At 66.3% G+C, this 18,320-nt stretch carries 19 protein-coding genes and 1 pseudogene; 15 read left to right on the forward strand and 5 right to left on the reverse strand.

The window, feature by feature from the left end; translation table 11 throughout:
• The first annotated feature begins 173 nt into the window (after positions 1 to 173).
• Together QOD90_RS28990 and QOD90_RS28995 are read left to right on the forward strand one after the other, a co-directional pair.
• On the forward strand, positions 174 to 1,388 hold the full coding sequence (locus QOD90_RS28990) for a CaiB/BaiF CoA transferase family protein (protein ID WP_526355711.1): 1,215 nt from the start codon (positions 174 to 176) through the stop codon (positions 1,386 to 1,388).
• 76 nt (positions 1,389 to 1,464) lie between these two features.
• Complete coding sequence (locus QOD90_RS28995; RefSeq protein WP_526355713.1) at positions 1,465 to 2,295, forward strand: alpha/beta fold hydrolase; 831 nt, start codon at positions 1,465 to 1,467, stop codon at positions 2,293 to 2,295.
• On the opposite strand, the gene QOD90_RS29000 is transcribed toward QOD90_RS28995, so the two are convergent.
• A complete protein-coding gene (locus QOD90_RS29000) occupies positions 2,212 to 2,841 on the reverse strand; it encodes a TetR/AcrR family transcriptional regulator (RefSeq protein WP_526355613.1) in 630 nt (209 codons plus the stop codon). The genes QOD90_RS28995 and QOD90_RS29000 overlap by 84 nt on opposite strands.
• 113 nt (positions 2,842 to 2,954) lie before the next feature.
• On the opposite strand from QOD90_RS29000, the gene QOD90_RS29005 reads away from it, so the two are divergent.
• The 4 genes from QOD90_RS29005 to QOD90_RS29020 are packed head-to-tail and all read left to right on the forward strand — an operon-like array spanning position 2,955 to position 6,533.
• Positions 2,955 to 3,884, forward strand: coding sequence for a metal-dependent hydrolase (locus tag QOD90_RS29005; protein ID WP_526355615.1), 930 nt, complete (start codon positions 2,955 to 2,957; stop codon positions 3,882 to 3,884).
• Complete coding sequence (locus QOD90_RS29010) at positions 3,881 to 5,362, forward strand: flavin-containing monooxygenase (protein WP_526355617.1); 1,482 nt, start codon at positions 3,881 to 3,883, stop codon at positions 5,360 to 5,362. The genes QOD90_RS29005 and QOD90_RS29010 overlap by 4 nt, the downstream gene beginning before the upstream one ends.
• Positions 5,359 to 5,805 (forward strand): VOC family protein, encoded by a 447-nt coding sequence (locus tag QOD90_RS29015; protein ID WP_526355619.1) that lies wholly within the window; start codon positions 5,359 to 5,361, stop codon positions 5,803 to 5,805. The genes QOD90_RS29010 and QOD90_RS29015 overlap by 4 nt, the downstream gene beginning before the upstream one ends.
• Entirely contained in the window at positions 5,802 to 6,533 is a 732-nt protein-coding gene (locus QOD90_RS29020) for an SDR family NAD(P)-dependent oxidoreductase (protein WP_526355621.1), read from the forward strand. The genes QOD90_RS29015 and QOD90_RS29020 overlap by 4 nt, the downstream gene beginning before the upstream one ends.
• A gap of 22 nt (positions 6,534 to 6,555) precedes the next feature.
• Here QOD90_RS29020 and QOD90_RS29025 read toward each other — a convergent pair whose 3' ends face one another.
• Genes QOD90_RS29025 through QOD90_RS29035 form a run of 3 tightly spaced genes read right to left on the reverse strand, consistent with a single transcriptional unit; the run spans position 6,556 to position 9,504 of the window.
• On the reverse strand, positions 6,556 to 7,341 hold the full coding sequence (locus QOD90_RS29025) for an MBL fold metallo-hydrolase (protein WP_526355623.1): 786 nt from the start codon (positions 7,339 to 7,341) through the stop codon (positions 6,556 to 6,558).
• Positions 7,342 to 7,395: 54 nt separating this feature from the next.
• Positions 7,396 to 9,075 (reverse strand): MFS transporter, encoded by a 1,680-nt coding sequence (locus tag QOD90_RS29030; protein WP_526355625.1) that lies wholly within the window; start codon positions 9,073 to 9,075, stop codon positions 7,396 to 7,398.
• On the reverse strand, positions 9,076 to 9,504 hold the full coding sequence (locus QOD90_RS29035; protein WP_526355627.1) for a MarR family winged helix-turn-helix transcriptional regulator: 429 nt from the start codon (positions 9,502 to 9,504) through the stop codon (positions 9,076 to 9,078).
• A gap of 115 nt (positions 9,505 to 9,619) precedes the next feature.
• Here QOD90_RS29035 and QOD90_RS29040 point away from each other — a divergent pair, with 115 nt between their 5' ends.
• Positions 9,620 to 10,378 (forward strand): alpha/beta hydrolase, encoded by a 759-nt coding sequence (locus QOD90_RS29040; RefSeq protein WP_526355629.1) that lies wholly within the window; start codon positions 9,620 to 9,622, stop codon positions 10,376 to 10,378.
• 3 nt (positions 10,379 to 10,381) lie between these two features.
• On the opposite strand, the gene QOD90_RS29045 is transcribed toward QOD90_RS29040, so the two are convergent.
• Positions 10,382 to 10,879 (reverse strand): DUF1990 domain-containing protein, encoded by a 498-nt coding sequence (locus tag QOD90_RS29045; protein ID WP_526355631.1) that lies wholly within the window; start codon positions 10,877 to 10,879, stop codon positions 10,382 to 10,384.
• Between the two features lie 36 nt (positions 10,880 to 10,915).
• Here QOD90_RS29045 and QOD90_RS29050 point away from each other — a divergent pair, with 36 nt between their 5' ends.
• From QOD90_RS29050 to QOD90_RS29085, 8 genes and pseudogenes are all read left to right on the forward strand, one after another.
• Positions 10,916 to 11,779, forward strand: a complete 864-nt coding sequence (locus tag QOD90_RS29050; protein WP_526355633.1) for an aldo/keto reductase — start codon at positions 10,916 to 10,918, stop codon at positions 11,777 to 11,779.
• A 47-nt stretch (positions 11,780 to 11,826) separates the two neighbouring features.
• Positions 11,827 to 12,453: a PaaI family thioesterase gene (locus QOD90_RS29055; RefSeq protein WP_526355635.1), complete on the forward strand. Its 627-nt coding sequence runs from the start codon at positions 11,827 to 11,829 to the stop codon at positions 12,451 to 12,453.
• Positions 12,450 to 12,872, forward strand: coding sequence for a TIGR02611 family protein (locus QOD90_RS29060; protein WP_526355636.1), 423 nt, complete (start codon positions 12,450 to 12,452; stop codon positions 12,870 to 12,872). Before QOD90_RS29055 ends, QOD90_RS29060 begins: the two co-directional genes overlap by 4 nt.
• Before the next feature lie 86 nt (positions 12,873 to 12,958).
• Positions 12,959 to 15,001, forward strand: coding sequence for a threonine--tRNA ligase (gene thrS, locus QOD90_RS29065; RefSeq protein ID WP_526355638.1), 2,043 nt, complete (start codon positions 12,959 to 12,961; stop codon positions 14,999 to 15,001).
• The gene (locus QOD90_RS29070; protein ID WP_526355640.1) at positions 14,998 to 15,558 is read left to right on the forward strand and encodes an ATP adenylyltransferase; all 561 of its coding nucleotides are present in this window, start codon (positions 14,998 to 15,000) and stop codon (positions 15,556 to 15,558) included. The genes thrS and QOD90_RS29070 overlap by 4 nt, the downstream gene beginning before the upstream one ends.
• Entirely contained in the window at positions 15,555 to 16,235 is a 681-nt protein-coding gene (gene pgsA, locus QOD90_RS29075; RefSeq protein ID WP_526355642.1) for a phosphatidylinositol phosphate synthase, read from the forward strand. Before QOD90_RS29070 ends, pgsA begins: the two co-directional genes overlap by 4 nt.
• Positions 16,232 to 17,185 carry a phosphatidylinositol mannoside acyltransferase gene (locus QOD90_RS29080; RefSeq protein ID WP_526355644.1) on the forward strand — a complete coding sequence of 318 codons (954 nt, stop codon included), beginning with the start codon at positions 16,232 to 16,234 and terminating at the stop codon, positions 17,183 to 17,185. Before pgsA ends, QOD90_RS29080 begins: the two co-directional genes overlap by 4 nt.
• A gap of 5 nt (positions 17,186 to 17,190) precedes the next feature.
• Positions 17,191 to 18,309: pseudogene (locus QOD90_RS29085) on the forward strand (glycosyltransferase family 4 protein); the annotation flags it as partial.
• Positions 18,310 to 18,320: the final 11 nt, after the last annotated feature.

Consider the following 18,320-nt stretch of genomic DNA (forward strand, 5'->3'; position numbering starts at 1 on the left):
ACTAAGTTAGCGATTTACACCGTACCGCCTCGAGCGTGCCCTTGGTCATCGTTTGCGCCATCAAAGGTGTGTCGCCGACGATGGGCGACCTACCATGGCCGATACGGTAAGACCTTCAGGAATGGGCGGTCGCACGAGCGACGGATCGAGGAGAGGCCGACGTGATCAAAGTGATGGAGGGCGTCCGCGTCCTCGAAGTGGCTCAGTTCACGTTCGTCCCGGCTGCGGGGGCAATCCTCGCGGACTGGGGAGCCGACGTGATCAAGGTCGAGCATCCCGTTCGCGGTGACACCCAGCGTGGGTTCATCAACATGGGTGGTCTCCAGCTCGACCCGAACCGCCACCCGTTGATCGAACATCCGAATCGGGGGAAGCGCAGCGTCGGCATCGACGTGTCCACGGCGGAAGGCCAGGAGGTTCTCTACGAGATCGCCAAGACCTCCGACGTGTTCCTGACCAACTTCATGCCAGGGGTTCGGCAGCGGCACAAGTTCGACGTCGAGCACATCAGGGCGGCGAACCCGAACATCATCTATGCCCGCGGAAGCGCCTACGGCGACAAAGGTGTCGAGCGTGACGTCGGCGGTTTCGATGGCACCGCGTTCTGGACGAGAAGCGGTGTCGGCCATGCCCTGACGCCAGCGGAACTCGGCGGGGCGCTCCCGCAGGGCATCCCGGCCTTCGGAGACTCGATCGGCGGGATGAACATAGCAGGCGGGATCTCGGCCGCCCTCTTCCATCGCGAACGCACCGGGGAGACGGCCGAAATCGACGTGTCACTGTTGAGCACCGCGTGGTGGGCGGCCGGCGCGAGCGTCACTCAGGGCATGGAGACGGGTGAGACGATGCGGTCGGTGATGCCGAATTCCGCTGGTCCGTCGGTGAATCCGTTTCTTGGCAACTACGAGACATCCGACGGCGGCACCATCAATCTGTGCATCGTCAGTCCGACCGGCTACATTCGGGACGCCTTCGAGCATCTCGGCCTTGCCGAGGCAGCTGATGACCCGCGTTTCCGGGACGTCATGCCCCTCATCGAGAACGCGGACGCCGCTGCCGAGTTGGTCAGGCAGGCGATCCGCAGCAAGCCCTTCGCGTATTGGCGCGAGCACCTCAAGACCATGAAGGGCCAGTGGGCACCCTTCCAGAGCCTCGTCGACCTCGGTTCTGACGAGCAGGCCATCGCCAACGACATGATCGTCGAGGTGGAGGCCGCCGACGGAGGCGCACCGTTCAAGGTCGTTCGGGGCCCGGTTCAGTTCAATCACGAACCGTTGCAGACGACGCGCGCCCCGCAGGCATCGGAGCACACCGAGGTGGTGCTGATGGAGGTCGGCATCGACTGGGACCGCATCGAGCAGCTCAAGGACTCCGGCGCAATCGCCTGAGTTACACGCGGCGACAGGTATGTAAATGAAAACGAGTACCGCGGGCTCGCCGGAACGTATCGTCGGGCGGGTGACGATGCACGATCCGACGTTCGGGGACGTCGACGACACCTCGAGGCCGCTGGCGGTGCTCGTGCACGGGTTTCCGGACACCCCGCACACCTGGCGACACCTGGGTCCCGTCCTCGCCGACGCCGGCTACCGGGTGGTGGCTACGTGGCTGCCCGGTTACCGAACGGCGGCGTCGGGTCCGGTCAGCGTCGGCACCTACGTCCGCCACGTTCTTGACGTTCGGAATTCGTTCGGCGGCGATGACCGCGCGGTTTTGGTCGGTCACGACTGGGGAGCCAACGCCGGGTACGGTGCGGTGGTCAGCGACCCGACCGCCTTTCGTCGGTTCGTCGCGCTCGCGGTGCCGCCGACCGCCGCGCTTGGTTCGGGTCTGTTCGGCTACCGGCAGCTCAAGCGATCGTTCTACATCTGGTTCAGCCAGCAGGTCGGCCTTGCTGAATCCGCATTCCTTGAGCCAGGATTCTGGGAAGGGCTTTGGGCCGATTGGTCACCAGGATATGAACCAGAACAAGATATTTCGGTGTTGCGAGAGTACGTCGATGAGCGCACCATCGGCGGCGTGCTCGGTCCGTATCGCGCCGCGTTCAATCCGCAGTTCGTCGACCACGCCGCCGTCGAGGACGCGATGGCCACGTTCGAGAAACCGCCGGTGCCGACCTACTACCTGCACGGATCCCAGGACGGCGCCATCGGTGCGGAATTGCTCGGCGACGTCGCCGACCACCTGACCGCACCGGGATCGGTGTTCGAACTAGTCGACGGTGTTGGGCACTTCCTTCATCTGGAGCGCCCAGGCGTCATCGGGTCGAAGATCGTTGCCTGGCTTGCCGATTGAGGGCCGCGGCGCTGCACCTCGCCGCGGGTAGGGGGCCAAGCCGGCGGCGTGGCGCAGCTCGGCGAGGAAGCTGGTTCGGTCGTGGCCCCTGACCAGGTAGTGACAGACTGCGATGCGCACCACGGCCGCGGCCGCGACCTCGGGGTTCTCGCCAGTCATGATGTGGCGCATGCCTTCCTGCATGATTGGCAGCACGCGCTTCATCTGCGCCAACGAATACTCGGGTTCCATGTCGACCAGTACGGCGAGTGAATGCGAGAACTGGTGGTCAACGATGAACTGCAGCGCCGCATCGACCCGATCCGGACCCCGAAGGCCTGCGGTGGCAGCCGCGACCCCGGCATTGAAGTTGTCCTGTTCGTAGAGGGCAAACGCTTCGAGTAGGCCTTCCTTGGACCCGAAGTACCGATACACCGTCGGTCGTGACACCCGGGCCTCGGCGGCCACCTCGAGCAACTGAAGCTTCTTGCGCCCGGTGCGCGACACCACGACGAGGGTGGCGTCGAGGATGCGCCTCCGCAGCGACTGCTCGGCCTCGGCCGTCATGGTGACGCCCCCTCATCTGCTTTACACGGATGCACCAAAATGTCACACTGATCGTACGCAGTGACCCGGTTCCCAATCAACACCGAGAACATTGGGATGGACGAAGGCGACCGATGACGGACCTGGTGGTACGCAAGATTCGTTGGGATTTCGACGACACCGTGCCCTTCATGTGGCAGCCCAACAACCCGAACTTCGGCATCTTCTGCAACGTCTTCACGTTCATCGCCGTGCCATTCGAGCGCTACCTCATCAAGGCGTTGCGGCAGGCGCAGGACAGGTTCGACGAAACACCGGAGATCGCTGCCGAGGCGGACGCGTTCCTGCGCCAGGAGGGGCAGCACGCGGCGGCGCACCGTAAGCACATGACGGCTCTGGTGGCGCGCTACCCCGGCTTGGAGCGCGCGTACGAGGACGCCACCCGTGCGTTCGACAAGCTCATCGACGAGCATCCCGTCGAGTTCCACGCCGCTTACATCGCCAATCTCGAAGCGACCTTCACGCCGTTGTTCAAAGTCGTGCTCGACAACCGGGATTCGCTGTTCGCGGGGTCGGACCAACGGGTTGCCTCGTTGATGACATGGCATTTCGTCGAGGAGATCGAGCATCGGAGTTCGGGGCTCATCCTGTATCGGCATCTCAACCCCGATCCCTGGTATCGCGTCAAGAGGGTTCGTGACACGTTTCGGCACATCGGTGACGTCGCGGCCGAGATCGCAAGAACCATCGACGAAGTCGTGCCCTTCGCCGACCGTGGTGCCTCGGCGCAAGACCTGATGTCCATCGCGCTGCTCGTCGACGAATTCAAGTACCGCGGGCCAGGGGGTGGCCGCCGCCGGGCTCGCCGCGCCGGCTGCCCGACGCTGTTCAGCTCGGTGCCCACGGGCGATCTGGCGAAGATGGTGTGGCGGTTGGCGTTGTCGCAGGCGCCGAATCACGATCCCGGCCATCAGCCGCTTCCCGATTGGGCGGACACCTGGATGGCGGCGTACGCCAACGGCACCGACATGACGACGTTCGCAGCGGGTTCGGGAAATCGGTGAGCCGACCGAGGAAGCCGACGGTGGCGGTGATCGGCGGCGGCCCCGGTGGCATCGCAATGGGAGTCAAACTGGCTGAGGACGGCTACGACTTCACCATCTTCGAAGGGGCGGACGGCTTCGGCGGGACATGGCGCAAGAACACCTACCCGGGAGCGGCGTGCGACGTGCCTTCGCACTTCTACTCATTCTCGTTCGCGCTCAATCCCCGGTGGAGCAAGACGTACGCGAATCAACCCGAGATCCTGGCCTATCTCGAGCGAGTGGCATCCGAGTGTGGGCTGGACGACCATCTGATCGCGAATACCCGGGTGACGTCGCTCGAATGGTCGGACGCCGATCGGCGGTGGAGCATCCGCACCGAACGCGGTGCGACCGTCCAGTTCGACGTCGTCGTCAGCGCCGTCGGCATGCTCGACGTGCCGAACGTTCCTGACATCCCCTGCGTCGACCGCTTCCGCGGACGCGCCTTCCACTCCTCGGAGTGGGACCACTCCAAATCCATTGCCGGCGAACGCGTCGCGTCGATCGGGACCGGGGCCAGCGCGATCCAATACGTGCCGGAGATCGCCGCCGAAGCCGAACATCTCACCGTCTTCCAACGGACCCCGATCTGGGTGTCGCCACGGTTCGACGAACCGTTCACCCCTGAGCAGCAGGAGATCTTCGAGCGAGATCCCCTGGAAGCGCGCAAGATCCGCGATGCCGCCTTTGACCAGTACGAGCTGATCAACTTCGCCGAGGACGGTCAGCAGACCACGGAGGCCACGGACCGAGCGCGTGAGTACCTCCGCCGCAAGATCGCCGATCACGAACTCCGTGCCAAACTCACCCCCTCCTACCCGGTCGGCTGCAAGCGCCCGCTGTTGTCCCGAACCTGGTTTCCGACGTTCACCCGTCAGAACGTGACGCTGGAGACCTCGCCGATCGTCGAATTCACCGAACGCGGTCTGCGTACGGCCGACGGCGCCGAGCACGTCGTCGACACCGTCGTGTACGGCACGGGTTTCAAGGCCGCGAGCTACCTCGGCAGTCTCGACGTGCACGGTCGAGCGGGTGCGCGGCTGCACGACGATTGGCGTCATGGCGCCGAGGCGTATCTGGGCACCGTGATTCCGGGCTATCCCAACCTGTTCACCCTGTACGGGCCGAACACCAACGGGGTGACGTCGATCATTTACATCCTCGAGGCGCAGACGCGGTACGTCGGCGGACTTCTCGACGCCATGAGTCAATGCGGACTCGACACGGTCGAAGTCAGACGCGACGTGCACGACGGCTACAACGCCGAGATCCAATCGGCGATGGATGGCACCGTCTGGCTGGCCAACTGCAACAACTACTACCGACACCCCAATGGGAAGGTCGTCACCCAATTTCCCTACAGCGGAAAGACGTTCGCGCAGCGGCTCCACGACGTCCGTCTCGACGACTACCAGGTGACCTCGTGGGTCGATGACCACCGGGAGGTCCTGCAATGAGGCGCGGAGTTCACCATTCGGCGATCGTGACGTCCGACGTCGACCTCTCGCTGCGCTTCTGGCGTGACGGCATCGGCCTCGTCGAGATGCTGGACCACACGTTCAGCGGTGACTGGCCGACGTTGTTCGGCGCGGCCACCGACGTCCTCCGATCGGTCTTCCTCGGTGACCCGGAACATCCCGACTCGGGCATCGTCGAACTCGTCTCCTTCGACGGGGTCGACGGCACGCCGTCCGGCTCAGACCAAGAACCCCGACCGGGATTCTTCCTCCTGTCGCTGGAACGTGACGTCGACGCCACCCTGGCCACCCTGGCGGAACTCGGCTTCGCCGAAGGGGTCCGCCGCATCACGATGCCTGCACCGAAGGGCAAGACCGTCGCGATGGCGGTCATCACGGCCCCCGACGGGGTCCGCGTCGAGTTGATTGGAGCGCCCGAGTGAGCACCGTCGTCGTCGGGGGAGCATCCGGGATCGGCAGTGCCGTGGTCGATCGTCTCCGAAGAGCTGGCCAGCAGGTGCTGGTTTGGGACCTGGTCGGCGGCGACATCGCCTGTGACATCAGCGAACCCGACTCGGTGACGACCGCGATGCTGCAGACGGTTTCATCGGCAGGTACGCCCGAGCGCTTCGTGACCTGTGCGGGAGTTGGCGCGTCCGGGCTGCTGTTGGAGCAGACCCCCGAGCGCTGGCGACGCGTTCTCGACGTCAACCTCACCGGCACCTGGCTCGCCATTCGGGCGGGCGCGCAAGCGATGATCGACGCGGGCATCGGCGGTTCCATCGTCGCGGTCTCGAGCATCAGTGGCACCCTCGCCGACCGCGACATGGGGGCGTATTGCGTCTCCAAGGCGGGGATCGACATGCTCATCCGGGTGGCGGCCGCCGAGTGGGGCGGGCACGGAATCCGGGTCAACGCCGTCGGGCCCGGTGTCACAAGGACACCGATGCTGGCCAAGCCCGAACAGTTGCCCGGCTGGGTCGAGGGGCTGAGCGAGCGGACCGCCCTCGGGCGTCTCGGCGAGGCCGACGACGTCGCAGAGGTCATCACCAGCCTGCTCGACCTGTCGTGGGTGACCGGCCAGACGCTCTTCGCCGACGGCGGGTTGTCCCTGCAGAGCCCCATCGACGCATACGGCCAGGTGCAACGGCTGACGAGGCGGCACCAGTGACCTACTCGTCGGCACCTGAGGGCTACACGTCGGTGGCGATCGCGTTCGCCAGCAGCTTCGGGTCGTGCGCCGAGACGATCAGCAGCTCGGGGTCCCGACGCGCATATAGCTCAGCGAGCCGGGAATGGTTGTCGTGCATCGCTTTTCGGTCGAAGGCGACCATCGTCTCGGACAGCCTGAGTGCCAACGGGACTGGAGACCGACCGTCGAGCGTCCCCTCGTAGTAGAAGGCGTCGCCACAGTGCAGTACCCAGCGATGGCCGGCGTCGACAGCGACGCACGCGTGCCCACGGGAGTGCCCTGGCAGCGAGACCAGGACGATGCCGGGGGCGATCGCGTCGAGTTCCTTCGCGGCGGCGAAGCCACGCCACTTCTCGCCATCGGGTTCGTGCTCGACGATCTTGGGACCGTGCGCCCACTGCGCGGGCTGGAAGCGAAACTTCTCCATGCGGGTCGGCGGCCTCATCGCGCCGAGGGCTTCGGCTGCGGTGACGTGAACCTGGGCATCGGGGAAGTCGGCGAGACCACCGATGTGATCGATGTCGAAGTGCGTGGTGATGATGTGACGGACGTCCTGACGGTGAAAACCGAGCGCCTCCACCTGACGTGCGGCCGTCTCCTCGATGACGAAGCGAGGCCTCAGTACGCGCCGTGACGGGCCGATCCGGCGCGGATCCGCGCAGTCCAGCAGGCCGAATCCCGAGTCGACGAGCACCAACCCGGCGTCGGACTCCACCAGAAGGACGTGGCAGACGATCGGGGTGCCCGGCGAATCCATCGTCCCACAGTTGAGGTGGTGCACCAACATGTCTGGCCTCCCGATCGGCTCCCCAAGTGGATCGAGGGCAACGCTAGCGTGCGTTCACTGGCGCGGTCCACGGAGCAACGACGCGAGCGCGGCAAGCGCGGCCAAGATCGCCGACGCGACGAACACCACGGCCAGGCCGTGCTCGAACGGGGCGGCAATCAGGTGGGGGAAGAACTCGCGGCCGGTGATCGTCTGCTGGTTCGCTGCGGGAAGCGCCCCGAGCGCACCGGTCGGTGCCAGCAGATGCTCCAACGGGTTGACGCCGAGGATCGCCGAGAACAGGGTGGCGACCGGTGGCAGCGCACCGATGTCATGCGCAACGTTGGGTGGAATACCCTGCTGGACAAGACCGTTCGACATCGCCGCGGGTAACCGGGTCGATAGGCCCGCGACCATCAGCGAGAAGAACACCCCGATCGACAGCGCCGTTCCCGAGTTCTGGAACGTGGCCCGCATGCCGGAGGCGACGCCGCGCTGCTCGGGCGGAACGCTGCTCATGATCGCGGAGGTGTTGGGCGCCGAGAACATGCCGCTGCCAATGCCGTTGGCCGCGATCAGAAGCGCGAACGCCCAATACGGAAAGTCGATGGGCAACATGAGAAGGCCGATGAACGTCGCGCCGAACAGCACCATGCCCGACGTCGCGATGCCGCGCGTTCCGAAACGGTCGGACAACGAGCCCGAAAGCGGGCCGGACACTAGGAAGCCCGCGGTCAACGGCAGAAGGAAGATGCCAGCCCACAGCGGGGTGTCGGCGTAGTCGTAACCGTGGAGCGGCAGCCAGATGCCCTGTAGCCAGATGATGAGCATGAACTGCATCCCGCCCTGAGCCAGCGACGCGGCCAGCGTGGCCGCGTTGCCCGCGGCGAATGCCCGGATCCGGAACAGTCCCAGCTGCACCATCGGCTCGGCCACTCGCGATTCGACGACGACGAAGGCGATCAGCAACAGAATCCCGGCGGCGAGGACGAATTGCACAATCGGGTTCTGCCACCCGGTGGGATGGCCGGCATGCGGCTGCAGTCCGAGGGTGATCGCCACCAGAATCGCGCTGAGCCCGATGGCGAACGTCGCGTTTCCCCACCAGTCGATCTTCCCGGGACGACGCCCGCCCGCGGGTTCGCGCAGCTTTCGGTACGCCCACACGGTCCCGAAGATTCCGACCGGAACGTTCACCCAGAACACCGCGCGCCAGTCCCATGCCGCGAGCAGCCCGCCTGCCACCAGGCCGATGAACTGACCACCGAGCGCGGCTACCTGGTTGAAGCCCAAGGCGAAACCTCGGCGCTCGGGCGGAAAGGCGTCGGTCAGGATGGCCGCCGAGTTGGCCGTCAGCATCGAGCCACCCGCGGCCTGGAGCACCCGCCATCCGATCAGCCAAGAGGCTGCCTGCCCTCCGCTGAAGGGATCGAACGACAACATGATCGACGCGAAGGTGAAGACGCTGAAACCCGAGTTGTAGATGCGGACGCGGCCGAACATGTCACCGAGCCGGCCGAGCGACACGACCAGCACGGACTGGACGAGGCGGTAGCCCATGATCATCCACAGGAGGTAGCCGATGTTCGACGGTGCCAGCGGGTCGAGATCAATGCCGCGGAAGATCGCAGGCAGCGAGATGATGACGATCGATCCGTCCAGTGCCGACATGAACACCGCAGCGGTGGTGTTGGTGAGAACCACCCACTTGTACCGGTCGGTCGTGGTGGGAGCGATCGTCGACGCATTCGTCATCTAGAGGCCGTCGGCCAATCGCTCAATCAGGGGCGCCGCGGCCAGGAGTTGCTGCAGCTCGCCTTCGGTGAACCCGTCGAGAGCGGCGGCGAGCTGCTTGACCCTGGCGTCACGCCGCCTGTTCACCGTCTGCTTCCCGGTGGCGGTCACCGACAGCACCACCCGACGTCCGTCCGCGGGGTCCGTGCTTCGCCTGACCAAGCCACGCTCCTCGAGCCTCGCGAGCGTGGCGCCCATCGACTGAGGGCTGATCTGCTCGACGCGCGCGAGCTCGGCAGACGTCGCGGGCCCGGTGCGTTCCAACCGGGCCAGCGCAGCGACCTCGGGAAACGTCAGTTCCCCAGGAGAGCCCGACGCACGCAGCCTGCGTCGCACCAGGCCAAGGCTGACGAAGAGCGCGCGGGCGGCGCGATCGCGATCTGAGATCATCAGTCCAAACTTATCAGTTTGGTCTGGGTGGTATGTACACGGCGGCCAGCGCGGTGCTGGGTGACTACTCCCGAGGTAATCGATTCCTTGCCAAGAGCACGGCACACTCGTCGTCATGGAAAACGACCTGCCGACCCGAGTTCGACCGCCAATCCTGTTCCTGCACGGCGTATTCGGAAAGCCATCGCTTCTGGAACCCTGGAGGGGCTTCCTGGAAGCCGAGGGCCACTCCGTGCACGCCCCGACGCTGCCCGGCCGCGAGCCCACCGACGTCGGCGTCCTGGCTCGCACCGGCATCGAGGAATGCTTCACCGTCGCGCTCGACGCCTATGACGGCATCGGCGAGGCCGCGATCGTGATGGGCCACAGCATGGGCGGGCTGCTGGCCCAGAAGATCGCAGCGGTGCGGAATCCCTTGGCGGCGGTATTACTGGCCTCGGTTCCGCCGGGAGTGTCGTGGCCACGGCTGCGGCCGCTTCCGCATCTGGTCCCGATCATGCCGAAAATCATTGCGGGACGGCCATTCCTACCGTCTGCCAGGACGATGCGCGCGGTTCCGCTCAGTACGCTGCCGACCGCCGAGCGAGAGATGCTGATCCCGCGACTGGTTCAAGATTCCGGACGGGTGTTCCGCCAAATCTCGATGGGTACCGCGCCGACCAGGGTGAAGGCGAGCTCCGTGACCTGCCCGGTGCTGTGCGTCAGCGGCGGCTCGGACGAAAACGTCGCGCCGTGGATTTCACGGCGAATCGCCAAGCGCTACGGCGCCGAGCACCAGAACCATCCTGGCAAGCCGCACTGGATCATCGCCGAGTCGGCGCTGCAGGACGTGGCGCCACCGGTTCTGGACTGGCTGCGGAGAACGGTGGGTTGAGCGCTACAGCGCGCGCAGGTAGCGCTTGGTGACCATGCGCTGCGCCAGGGACGTGAACGGACCCGCCAGCTTGCTCCACCACGTGTCGTGGCGCGAGAACGCGCTGACCTCGGCGTGAACCACGTCGCCGGTCGGGTCGTATCGAACGGCGAAGAACTCCTCACCGGTTTCGGCGTGTCCGGGCAGGGTGCCATAGGCGAAGCCACGGCGATTGGGTTCGTCCACCACGTAGACCACCCGACACGGTGCCCGCAGCGGACCGAGTCCCACGATCACCTCCGATCCGACGGCCGCCACCTCCGTCGTCGCATCTACGTGCAAGCCGGCACCGCGGAGCATGCCCCACCGCATCCCTTCGGCGGCCGCCTCCTCGAATCGGGCCCGCCCGTGGCCGATGACCGCTGAGGCATGCAGGTGGTGATAGCCCAGCGGAGGTGGCCCGGCCGTCGCCCCGATCTCGGGGTAGGTGTACGGGAGCCCGGCGAGGTCGTTCAATCTCACCCGCTCACCATGCCACCGTCGGCGTAGGTTCGAAACGTGACCACGCAACCTGTTGCTCAAGCCTCTGGAACGTTCGCCATCGGCGGCGACCTCACCGTCACCCGGCTCGGATTCGGGACCATGCGCTTGACGGGCAACGGCATCTGGGGCCCGCCCGACGACCGAGCCGAGGCCGTTCGCGTCCTGCGCCGTGCCGTCGAACTCGGCATCGACTTCTTCGACACCGCGAATTCCTACGGGCCGTACGTGGCCGAGGAATTGATCCGCGAAGCGCTGCACCCGTATCGGGACAGCCTCGTCATCGCGACCAAGGCCGGACTCCTGCGAACGGGGGAGGACCAGTGGACACCGCTCGGCTTCCCGGCATACCTGCGGCAGGAGGTCGAGATGAGCCTGCGAAGGCTTGGCACCGACCGCATCGACCTCTTCCAGTTGCACCGCATCGACTCGAAGTTTCCGGCCGAGGACCAGATCGGCGAGCTCGCCGCGCTGCAGAAGGAAGGCAAGATCCGCCACATCGGGCTTTCCGAGATCACCGTCGAACAGCTCACCGCCGCGCAGAAGGTCGCCTCGATCGTGTCCGTTCAGAACCGGTACAACATGGCCGAGCGCACGGCAGAACCGCTACTCGAGGCCTGCGAACAGCAGGGCATCGCGTTCATCCCGTGGGCGCCACTTGGCTCGGGGCCGTTGGTCGCCGATGGCGGTCCGCTGCAGCGCATCGCCTCCGAGCACCGCATCAAGCCCTCGCAGCTGGCAGTGGCCTGGCTGCTCAAGCGGTCACCGGTGATGGTGCCGATCCCCGGTACGTCCCGCGTCGCGCATCTCGACGAGAACGTCTCCGCCGCCGAAGTCACGCTCTCCGATGCGGAGTTCGAGGCGTTGACCTCCGGGGGCTGACGGGTGCGGGCAGAGCCGCCCGACCGCCCACGCAATACGGTGAGCTGGTGGCCACCGATCCCGTAGAACCGCTGACCGGCGGCGGATTCAACCCGCCGGTGCCGACGACCAACGGCGGGCCCGACTACGGGCGGTTCGTCGAAGCCGTCCGAACCCTGCAGGACCTGACCCGCGGCGCCGACGCCCCCGATGACGTCGTGACCCAAGCGGCGGACCTCATCGAAGACGTGAATCGCCTGCTGGCACCCCATGACGCCGACGAATGGCACTCGCCGTCGGGTCGACGGATGGACCTTCCCAACAGAGGCAACATCATGCAGGTTCCCGTGAACCTGGCGGTCACCGCAGAGGGCAGGGTCGGCGGGACTGCACGCTTCCGCCGATTCCACCTCGGCCGCAACGGCGCGGTCCACGGCGGCGCGTTGGCGCTGCTGTTCGACTCGCTGCTGGGCTTCACCGCCTTCAAGCTCGGCAGGAGTCCTCGGCAGCGAACCGCCTTTTTGCACGTCAACTACCGCAAGATCGCCCTAGTGGAGAAGGAGCTGCAAGTGGATGCGGGAATCGACCGGATCGAGGGGCGCAAGATCTTCGTCACGGGTCGCCTCTTGGATGGTGAAGACGTGCTGTGCGAGGCGGAGGCCCTGTTCCTGAAATTGCTGCCGGGGCAGCCGTGAGCAAGCTGGGCGTCGCGAAGCGGCGCTGGGCACGGTGGCGGGACCGACTTCGCGAGCGGCCGACATATGACCTCGCGTACCGCCTGGTGGTCGGAGTCGTCGGCCTGGTGGTGCTGGGTCTCGGAATCCTCGCGATTCCGTACCCGGGGCCTGGTTGGGCGATCGTCTTCGTCGGCCTCGCGATTCTGGCGACGGAGTTCGAGTGGGCGCACCGGCTGCTCAAGTACACCAGGGAGCGCTACGACCGGTTGATGGACTGGTTCAAGCGCCAAGGCCTGTGGGTGAAGATCCTCGGTTTCGCCCTTACCGCGGCGGTCGTGGCCGGGACGCTGTGGCTGTTTGGAGCGCTCAGCTTCGCCGCAGGCTTGGTCGGCGTCGAGGAACCTTGGTTGAACAGCCCCATCGGCCTGGGGTCATGACCGCCCACCCCGATACCATGGTCGCGTTCAACTCACCCACCCCCCGGATCGTTCGCCCACCCACCCCCCGATGAGGAGATCCACCGATGACCGCCGTCGCCAGCATTGCCCCGGTAGCCCCGATCCGGGTCGCTGCCGGGACCACGGCGGGCGCGGCGGTTCGTGACGCCGGGCTCCCCAGCCGCGGAGCGCCCGACGCGATCGTCGTCGTGCGCGACGCCGACGGTCGCCTCAGGGACCTGTCGTGGACGCCCGCCGCCGACGTCGAGGTGACGCCCATCGCCGCCGACACCGAAGACGGCCGCAGCGTGATCCGCCACTCGGCGGCACACGTGCTCGCCCAGGCGGTGCAGGGCTTGTTCCCCGAGGCGAAGCTGGGCATCGGCCCACCCATCACCGACGGCTTCTACTACGACTTCGACGTGCCACGCGCCTTCACCCCAGAGGACCTGGCCGCGCTGGAGAAGCGCATGCGCCAGATCGTCAAGGACGGCCAGTTGTTCGACCGCCGCGTCTACGAGTCGAAGGACCAGGCGCGCGAAGACCTCGCCGACGAGCCGTACAAGCTGGAACTCGTCGACGACAAGTCCGGCGACCCGGACGTGATGGAGGTCGGCGGTGACGAGCTGACGGCCTACGACAACCTGAATCCGCGCACCCGCGAACGGATTTGGGGCGACCTGTGCCGGGGTCCGCACATTCCGACCACAAGGTACATCCCCGCGTTCAAGCTGACCCGCAGTTCGGCCGCCTACTGGCGTGGCAACCAGGCCAACGCCAGCCTGCAGCGCATCTACGGCACCGCATGGGAATCGCAGGAGGCGCTCGACGCGCATCTCGAGCTGATCGAGCAGGCGCAGCTCCGCGACCACCGCAAGCTCGGCGTCGAACTGGACCTCTTCAGCTTTCCCGACGAGCTCGGCTCCGGACTGCCCGTCTTCCACCCCAAGGGCGGCATCATCCGGCGTGAACTCGAGGACTATTCGCGACGCAAACACGAACAGGCGGGCTACGAGTTCGTCAACACCCCGCACATCACCAAGGAGAATCTCTACATCACGTCCGGCCACCTCGAGTGGTACGCCGACGGAATGTTCCCGCCGATGCACATCGATGCGGAGTACGACGACGACGGCACCCTGCGCAAACCGGGGCAGAACTACTACCTCAAGCCGATGAACTGCCCGATGCACCACCTGATCTACCGGGCGCGTGGGCGGTCATATCGCGAACTTCCCTTGCGGCTCTTCGAGTTCGGCTCGGTGTACCGCTACGAGAAGTCTGGCGTGGTGCACGGCTTGACCCGGGTGCGCGGCATGACCCAAGACGACGCCCACATCTACGCCACCCGCGAGCAGTTGCGCGACGAGCTGACCTCGTTGCTGCGCTTCGTGCTGGAACTGCTGGCCGACTACGGGCTGGACGACTTCTACCTGGAGCTGTCCACCAGGGATCCTGACAAGTCCGTCGGCTCGGACGAGCTGTGGGAAGAGGCCACCGAAACGCTGCGCGAGGTCGCCGAGGCGTCGGGGCTGGACCTGGTGCCCGATCCGGGCGGTGCGGCGTTCTACGGCCCGAAGATCTCGGTGCAGGTCAAGGATGCGCTGGGGCGGACCTGGCAGATGTCCACGATCCAGTTGGACTTCAACATGCCAGATCGCTTCGAGCTGGAGTACACCGCGGCCGACGGCACCCGCCAGCGACCGGTGTTGATCCATCGCGCCCTGTTCGGCTCCATCGAGCGGTTCTTCGGTGTTCTCACGGAGCATTACGCGGGTGCGTTCCCAGCCTGGCTGGCGCCGGTACAGGTGGTTGGTATCCCGGTCGCGGATGCGTTCGTGCCGTATCTGGAAGACGTTGCCGCACAACTGAAGGCGCGGGGCGTCCGGGTCGAGGTCGACGCCAGCGACGACCGGATGGCGAAGAAGATCGTCAACCAGACCAACCAGAAGGTGCCGTTCATGCTGCTCGCGGGTGAGCGTGACGTGGAAGCCGGTGCGGTGAGCTTCCGGTTCGGTGACCGCACCCAGATCAATGGTGTGCCGCGCGACGTCGCCGTCGACGTCATCGCGGACTGGATCGCCCGACGCGAGAATGCCGCTCCCACAGCCGAACTGGTCACGGTGTGACAGTGGATCCCGAGCGCACCATCACCGACCGTGGCGTCGGCGATCCCGATCATCTGCAGCGGCTGTGGACGCCGCACCGGATGAACTACATCGCCGAGGCCAAGGTGCCCGACGGCGGATCCGCAACGTCGTCGGAACCGTTCAGCGACATTCCGACGATGTCGGACGAGGACGGTCTGGTGGTCGCGCGTGGCGAACTCGTCTATGCCGTGCTGAACCTATACCCCTACAACCCCGGACACCTGATGGTGGTCCCGTACCGCAGGGTCTCGGAGCTCGAAGATCTCACCGAAGCCGAGAGCGCCGAACTGATGGCCTTCGCGCAGAAGGCGATTCGCGTGATGAAGGCCATCTCCCGGCCGCACGGCTTCAACGTCGGGCTCAATCTCGGGCACTCCGCTGGAGGCAGCCTGGCCGAGCACCTGCATCTGCACGTCGTGCCGCGATGGGGTGGCGACGCCAACTTCATCACCATCATCGGCGACTCGAAGATCATCCCCCAGCTGCTGCGTGACACCCGCCGGCTGCTGGCAACCGAGTGGGCGGCGCAGAAGTGAGCGACTTCTACCTGCTGACCAGGGCGGCGTACGCCAAGCTGAGCCGTCCGGTGGCGAAGGCGTCGCTGCGCATGGGACTGACCCCCGACAGCATCACCATCATCGGGACCGCGGGAACGGTCATCGCAGCGCTCACGCTGTTCCCGATCGGACAACTCTGGTGGGGTGCCTTCGCCGTCTTCGTCTTCGTCCTCGCAGACATGCTCGACGGGGCGATGGCCCGCGAACGAGGTTTCAGCACCCCGTTCGGTGGCGTGCTCGACGCTACGTGCGACCGCATCGGTGACGGCGCGATCTTCTGCGGCCTGCTGTGGTGGGCCACCTTCGGGATACACAGCGCCTCGCTGACGGTGGCGACCATGATCTCGCTGGTCACCTCGCAGGTCATCTCCTACGTCAAGGCCAGAGCCGAGGCCAACGGCCTCAAGGGCGATGGAGGGTTCATCGAACGGCCGGAACGGCTGATCATCGTCCTGCTCGGCGCGGGCCTCTCCGGGGTGTCGTTCCTGCACGTGCCGTGGCTGTTGGCCGTCGCGATGTGGGTGCTCGCAGTGACCAGCCTCATCACGCTCGGGCAGCGGCTGCACTCGGTCCGAACGTCGCCGGGCGCCGCCGCACCGATCGACACCAAGCCACAACCGCCCAACGATTCCGAAGAGCAAGCGAGCGAGCCGTGAGCACGCCGACAGCGGGTCTGCCGAAGTTGGGAGGGTTTCGAGTTCCCCTCGGTGGCCAGCTGTCCGACCTCGGCTACGCCGCGGGGTGGCGGGTGGTGCGCGCGATGCCGGAGTTCGCCGCCCGCAACGCCTTCGAGGCCGGCGCGCTGTACGCGTCGCGCGGCGGTGGCCCGGAGCAGCTGCGCAAGAATCTCGCGCGGGTGCTCGGCGTCGCCCCTGCCAAGGTGCCTGGCAGCATGATTCGTGCTTCGCTGGGCTCCTACGCACGCTATTGGCGGGAGGCATTCCGGTTGCCGTCGATGGATCACCAGGTGCTGGCCCGTCAGCTCGACGAGGCGTCCATCGGAGGCGAACACGTGGCGGCGGCGCTCGAAGCGGGCCGCGGCGCGATCCTGTCATTGCCGCACAGCGGCAACTGGGACTTGTCAGGGGTGTGGCTCACCAACACCTACGGTCGGTTCGCCACGGTGGCCGAACGTCTCAAGCCGGAGTCGTTGTACAAACGGTTCCTCGACTATCGCGAGAGCCTGGGCTTCGAGGTGCTACCCCTGACCGGTGGTCCCCGGCCGCCCTTCGAGATCCTTGCCGAGCGGCTTCGCGGAAATGGCCTGGTCTGTCTGATGTCCGACCGCGACCTGACCAAGTCGGGGGTCAAGGTGAACCTCTTCGGCGAGCCGACGATGCTGCCTGCAGGCCCGGCCAAGTTGGCGTTGTCGACGGGCTGTGCGCTGCTGCCGATCCACTCGTACTACGAGCCCGATGTCGCGGTGACCGCGGTGGGAGCACCGTTGGACCTCTCGTCGGGTGACGTCAACGTGATCACCCAGGCGTTGGCCGACCAGTTCGAGATCAACATCGCCGCCCATCCCGCCGACTGGCACATGCTGCAGCCGCAGTGGATCGCCGACCTTTCGGAGGCCCGCCGAGCCAAGATCACCGGCGGCGGGTAGCCAACGTGCGGATCGGGATGGTGTGCCCCTACTCGTTCGACGTACCTGGCGGCGTGCAGGCGCACGTTCTGCAGCTCGCCGAGGTGATGCGCGGCTACGGTCATCAGGTCAGCGTCCTGGCACCCTCGTCTCCCGAGGCCCAACTGCCCGATTACGTGGTATCCGGCGGCAAGGCGGTGCCCATTCCCTACAACGGCTCCGTCGCGCGGCTGCGGTTCGGCCCCGCCACCCATCGCAAGGTCAAGAAGTGGTTGCTCGAAGGTGAATTCGACGTGCTGCACATCCACGAGCCGAACGCGCCGAGCCTGTCGATGCTGGCGCTGATGATCGCGGAGGGGCCGATCGTCGCGACGTTCCACACGTCCACCACGAAGTCGTTGACGCTCAGCGTCTTTCAGGGCATTCTGCGGCCCTGGCATGAGAAGATCGTCGGCCGGATCGCGGTGTCCGACCTCGCAAGGCGGTGGCAGATGGAGGCCCTCGGGTCCGATGCCGTCGAGATCCCCAACGGCCTCGACGTCGACTCGTTCGCGTCGGCGCCCACGTTCGACGGTTACCCTCGGCCCGGCCGGACGGTGTTGTTCCTCGGTCGATTCGACGAACCCCGCAAGGGCATGGCCGTGCTCCTCGGTGCGCTGCCCGCCCTCGTCGACGCGTTCCCCGACGTCGAGATCCTGGTCGTCGGGCGAGGTGACGAGGAGGAGCTGGCGTCCGAAGCCGGCGAACTGGCCGGCCACCTTCGGTTCCTCGGCCTGGTCGACGACGCCGACAAGGCATCGGCGATGGCGAGTGCCGACGTGTACTGCGCCCCCAACACGGGAGGGGAGAGTTTCGGCATCGTCCTCGTGGAGGCCATGGCGGCGGGGACGGCCGCGGTGGCGAGTGACCTCGATGCCTTCCGGCGGGTTCTCGAAGACGGCACCGCGGGTCGGCTGGTGCCGGTCGACGACTCCGACGCGCTGGCCGCAGCCCTCATCGAGGTGCTCGCCGACGACGTCGCCCGCCAGCGTTACGTCGACGCCGCGGCCACCGCGGTGCGTAGATACGACTGGTCGGTGGTGGCGCGAGACATCCTCCGCGTCTACGAGACGGTCGCGGGCGCGGGCGCCAAGGTTCGGGTCGCAGGCACGGCGGG

It is taken from the genome of Mycobacterium sp. (assembly GCF_032161845.1).
Lineage (GTDB): Bacteria > Actinomycetota > Actinomycetes > Mycobacteriales > Mycobacteriaceae > Mycobacterium.

What these genes read in the sequence shown, in the direction of transcription:
- QOD90_RS28990 (WP_526355711.1), top strand. Translation starts at nt 174, where the DNA reads ATGGAGGGCGTCCGCGTCCTCGAAGTGGCTCAGTTCACGTTCGTCCCG.
- QOD90_RS28995 (WP_526355713.1), top strand. Translation starts at nt 1,465, where the DNA reads ATGCACGATCCGACGTTCGGGGACGTCGACGACACCTCGAGGCCGCTG.
- QOD90_RS29000 (WP_526355613.1), bottom strand. Translation starts at nt 2,841, where the DNA reads ATGACGGCCGAGGCCGAGCAGTCGCTGCGGAGGCGCATCCTCGACGCC.
- QOD90_RS29005 (WP_526355615.1), top strand. Translation starts at nt 2,955, where the DNA reads ATGACGGACCTGGTGGTACGCAAGATTCGTTGGGATTTCGACGACACC.
- QOD90_RS29015 (WP_526355619.1), top strand. Translation starts at nt 5,359, where the DNA reads ATGAGGCGCGGAGTTCACCATTCGGCGATCGTGACGTCCGACGTCGAC.
- QOD90_RS29025 (WP_526355623.1), bottom strand. Translation starts at nt 7,341, where the DNA reads ATGTTGGTGCACCACCTCAACTGTGGGACGATGGATTCGCCGGGCACC.
- QOD90_RS29030 (WP_526355625.1), bottom strand. Translation starts at nt 9,075, where the DNA reads ATGACGAATGCGTCGACGATCGCTCCCACCACGACCGACCGGTACAAG.
- QOD90_RS29035 (WP_526355627.1), bottom strand. Translation starts at nt 9,504, where the DNA reads ATGATCTCAGATCGCGATCGCGCCGCCCGCGCGCTCTTCGTCAGCCTT.
- QOD90_RS29040 (WP_526355629.1), top strand. Translation starts at nt 9,620, where the DNA reads ATGGAAAACGACCTGCCGACCCGAGTTCGACCGCCAATCCTGTTCCTG.
- thrS (WP_526355638.1), top strand. Translation starts at nt 12,959, where the DNA reads ATGACCGCCGTCGCCAGCATTGCCCCGGTAGCCCCGATCCGGGTCGCT.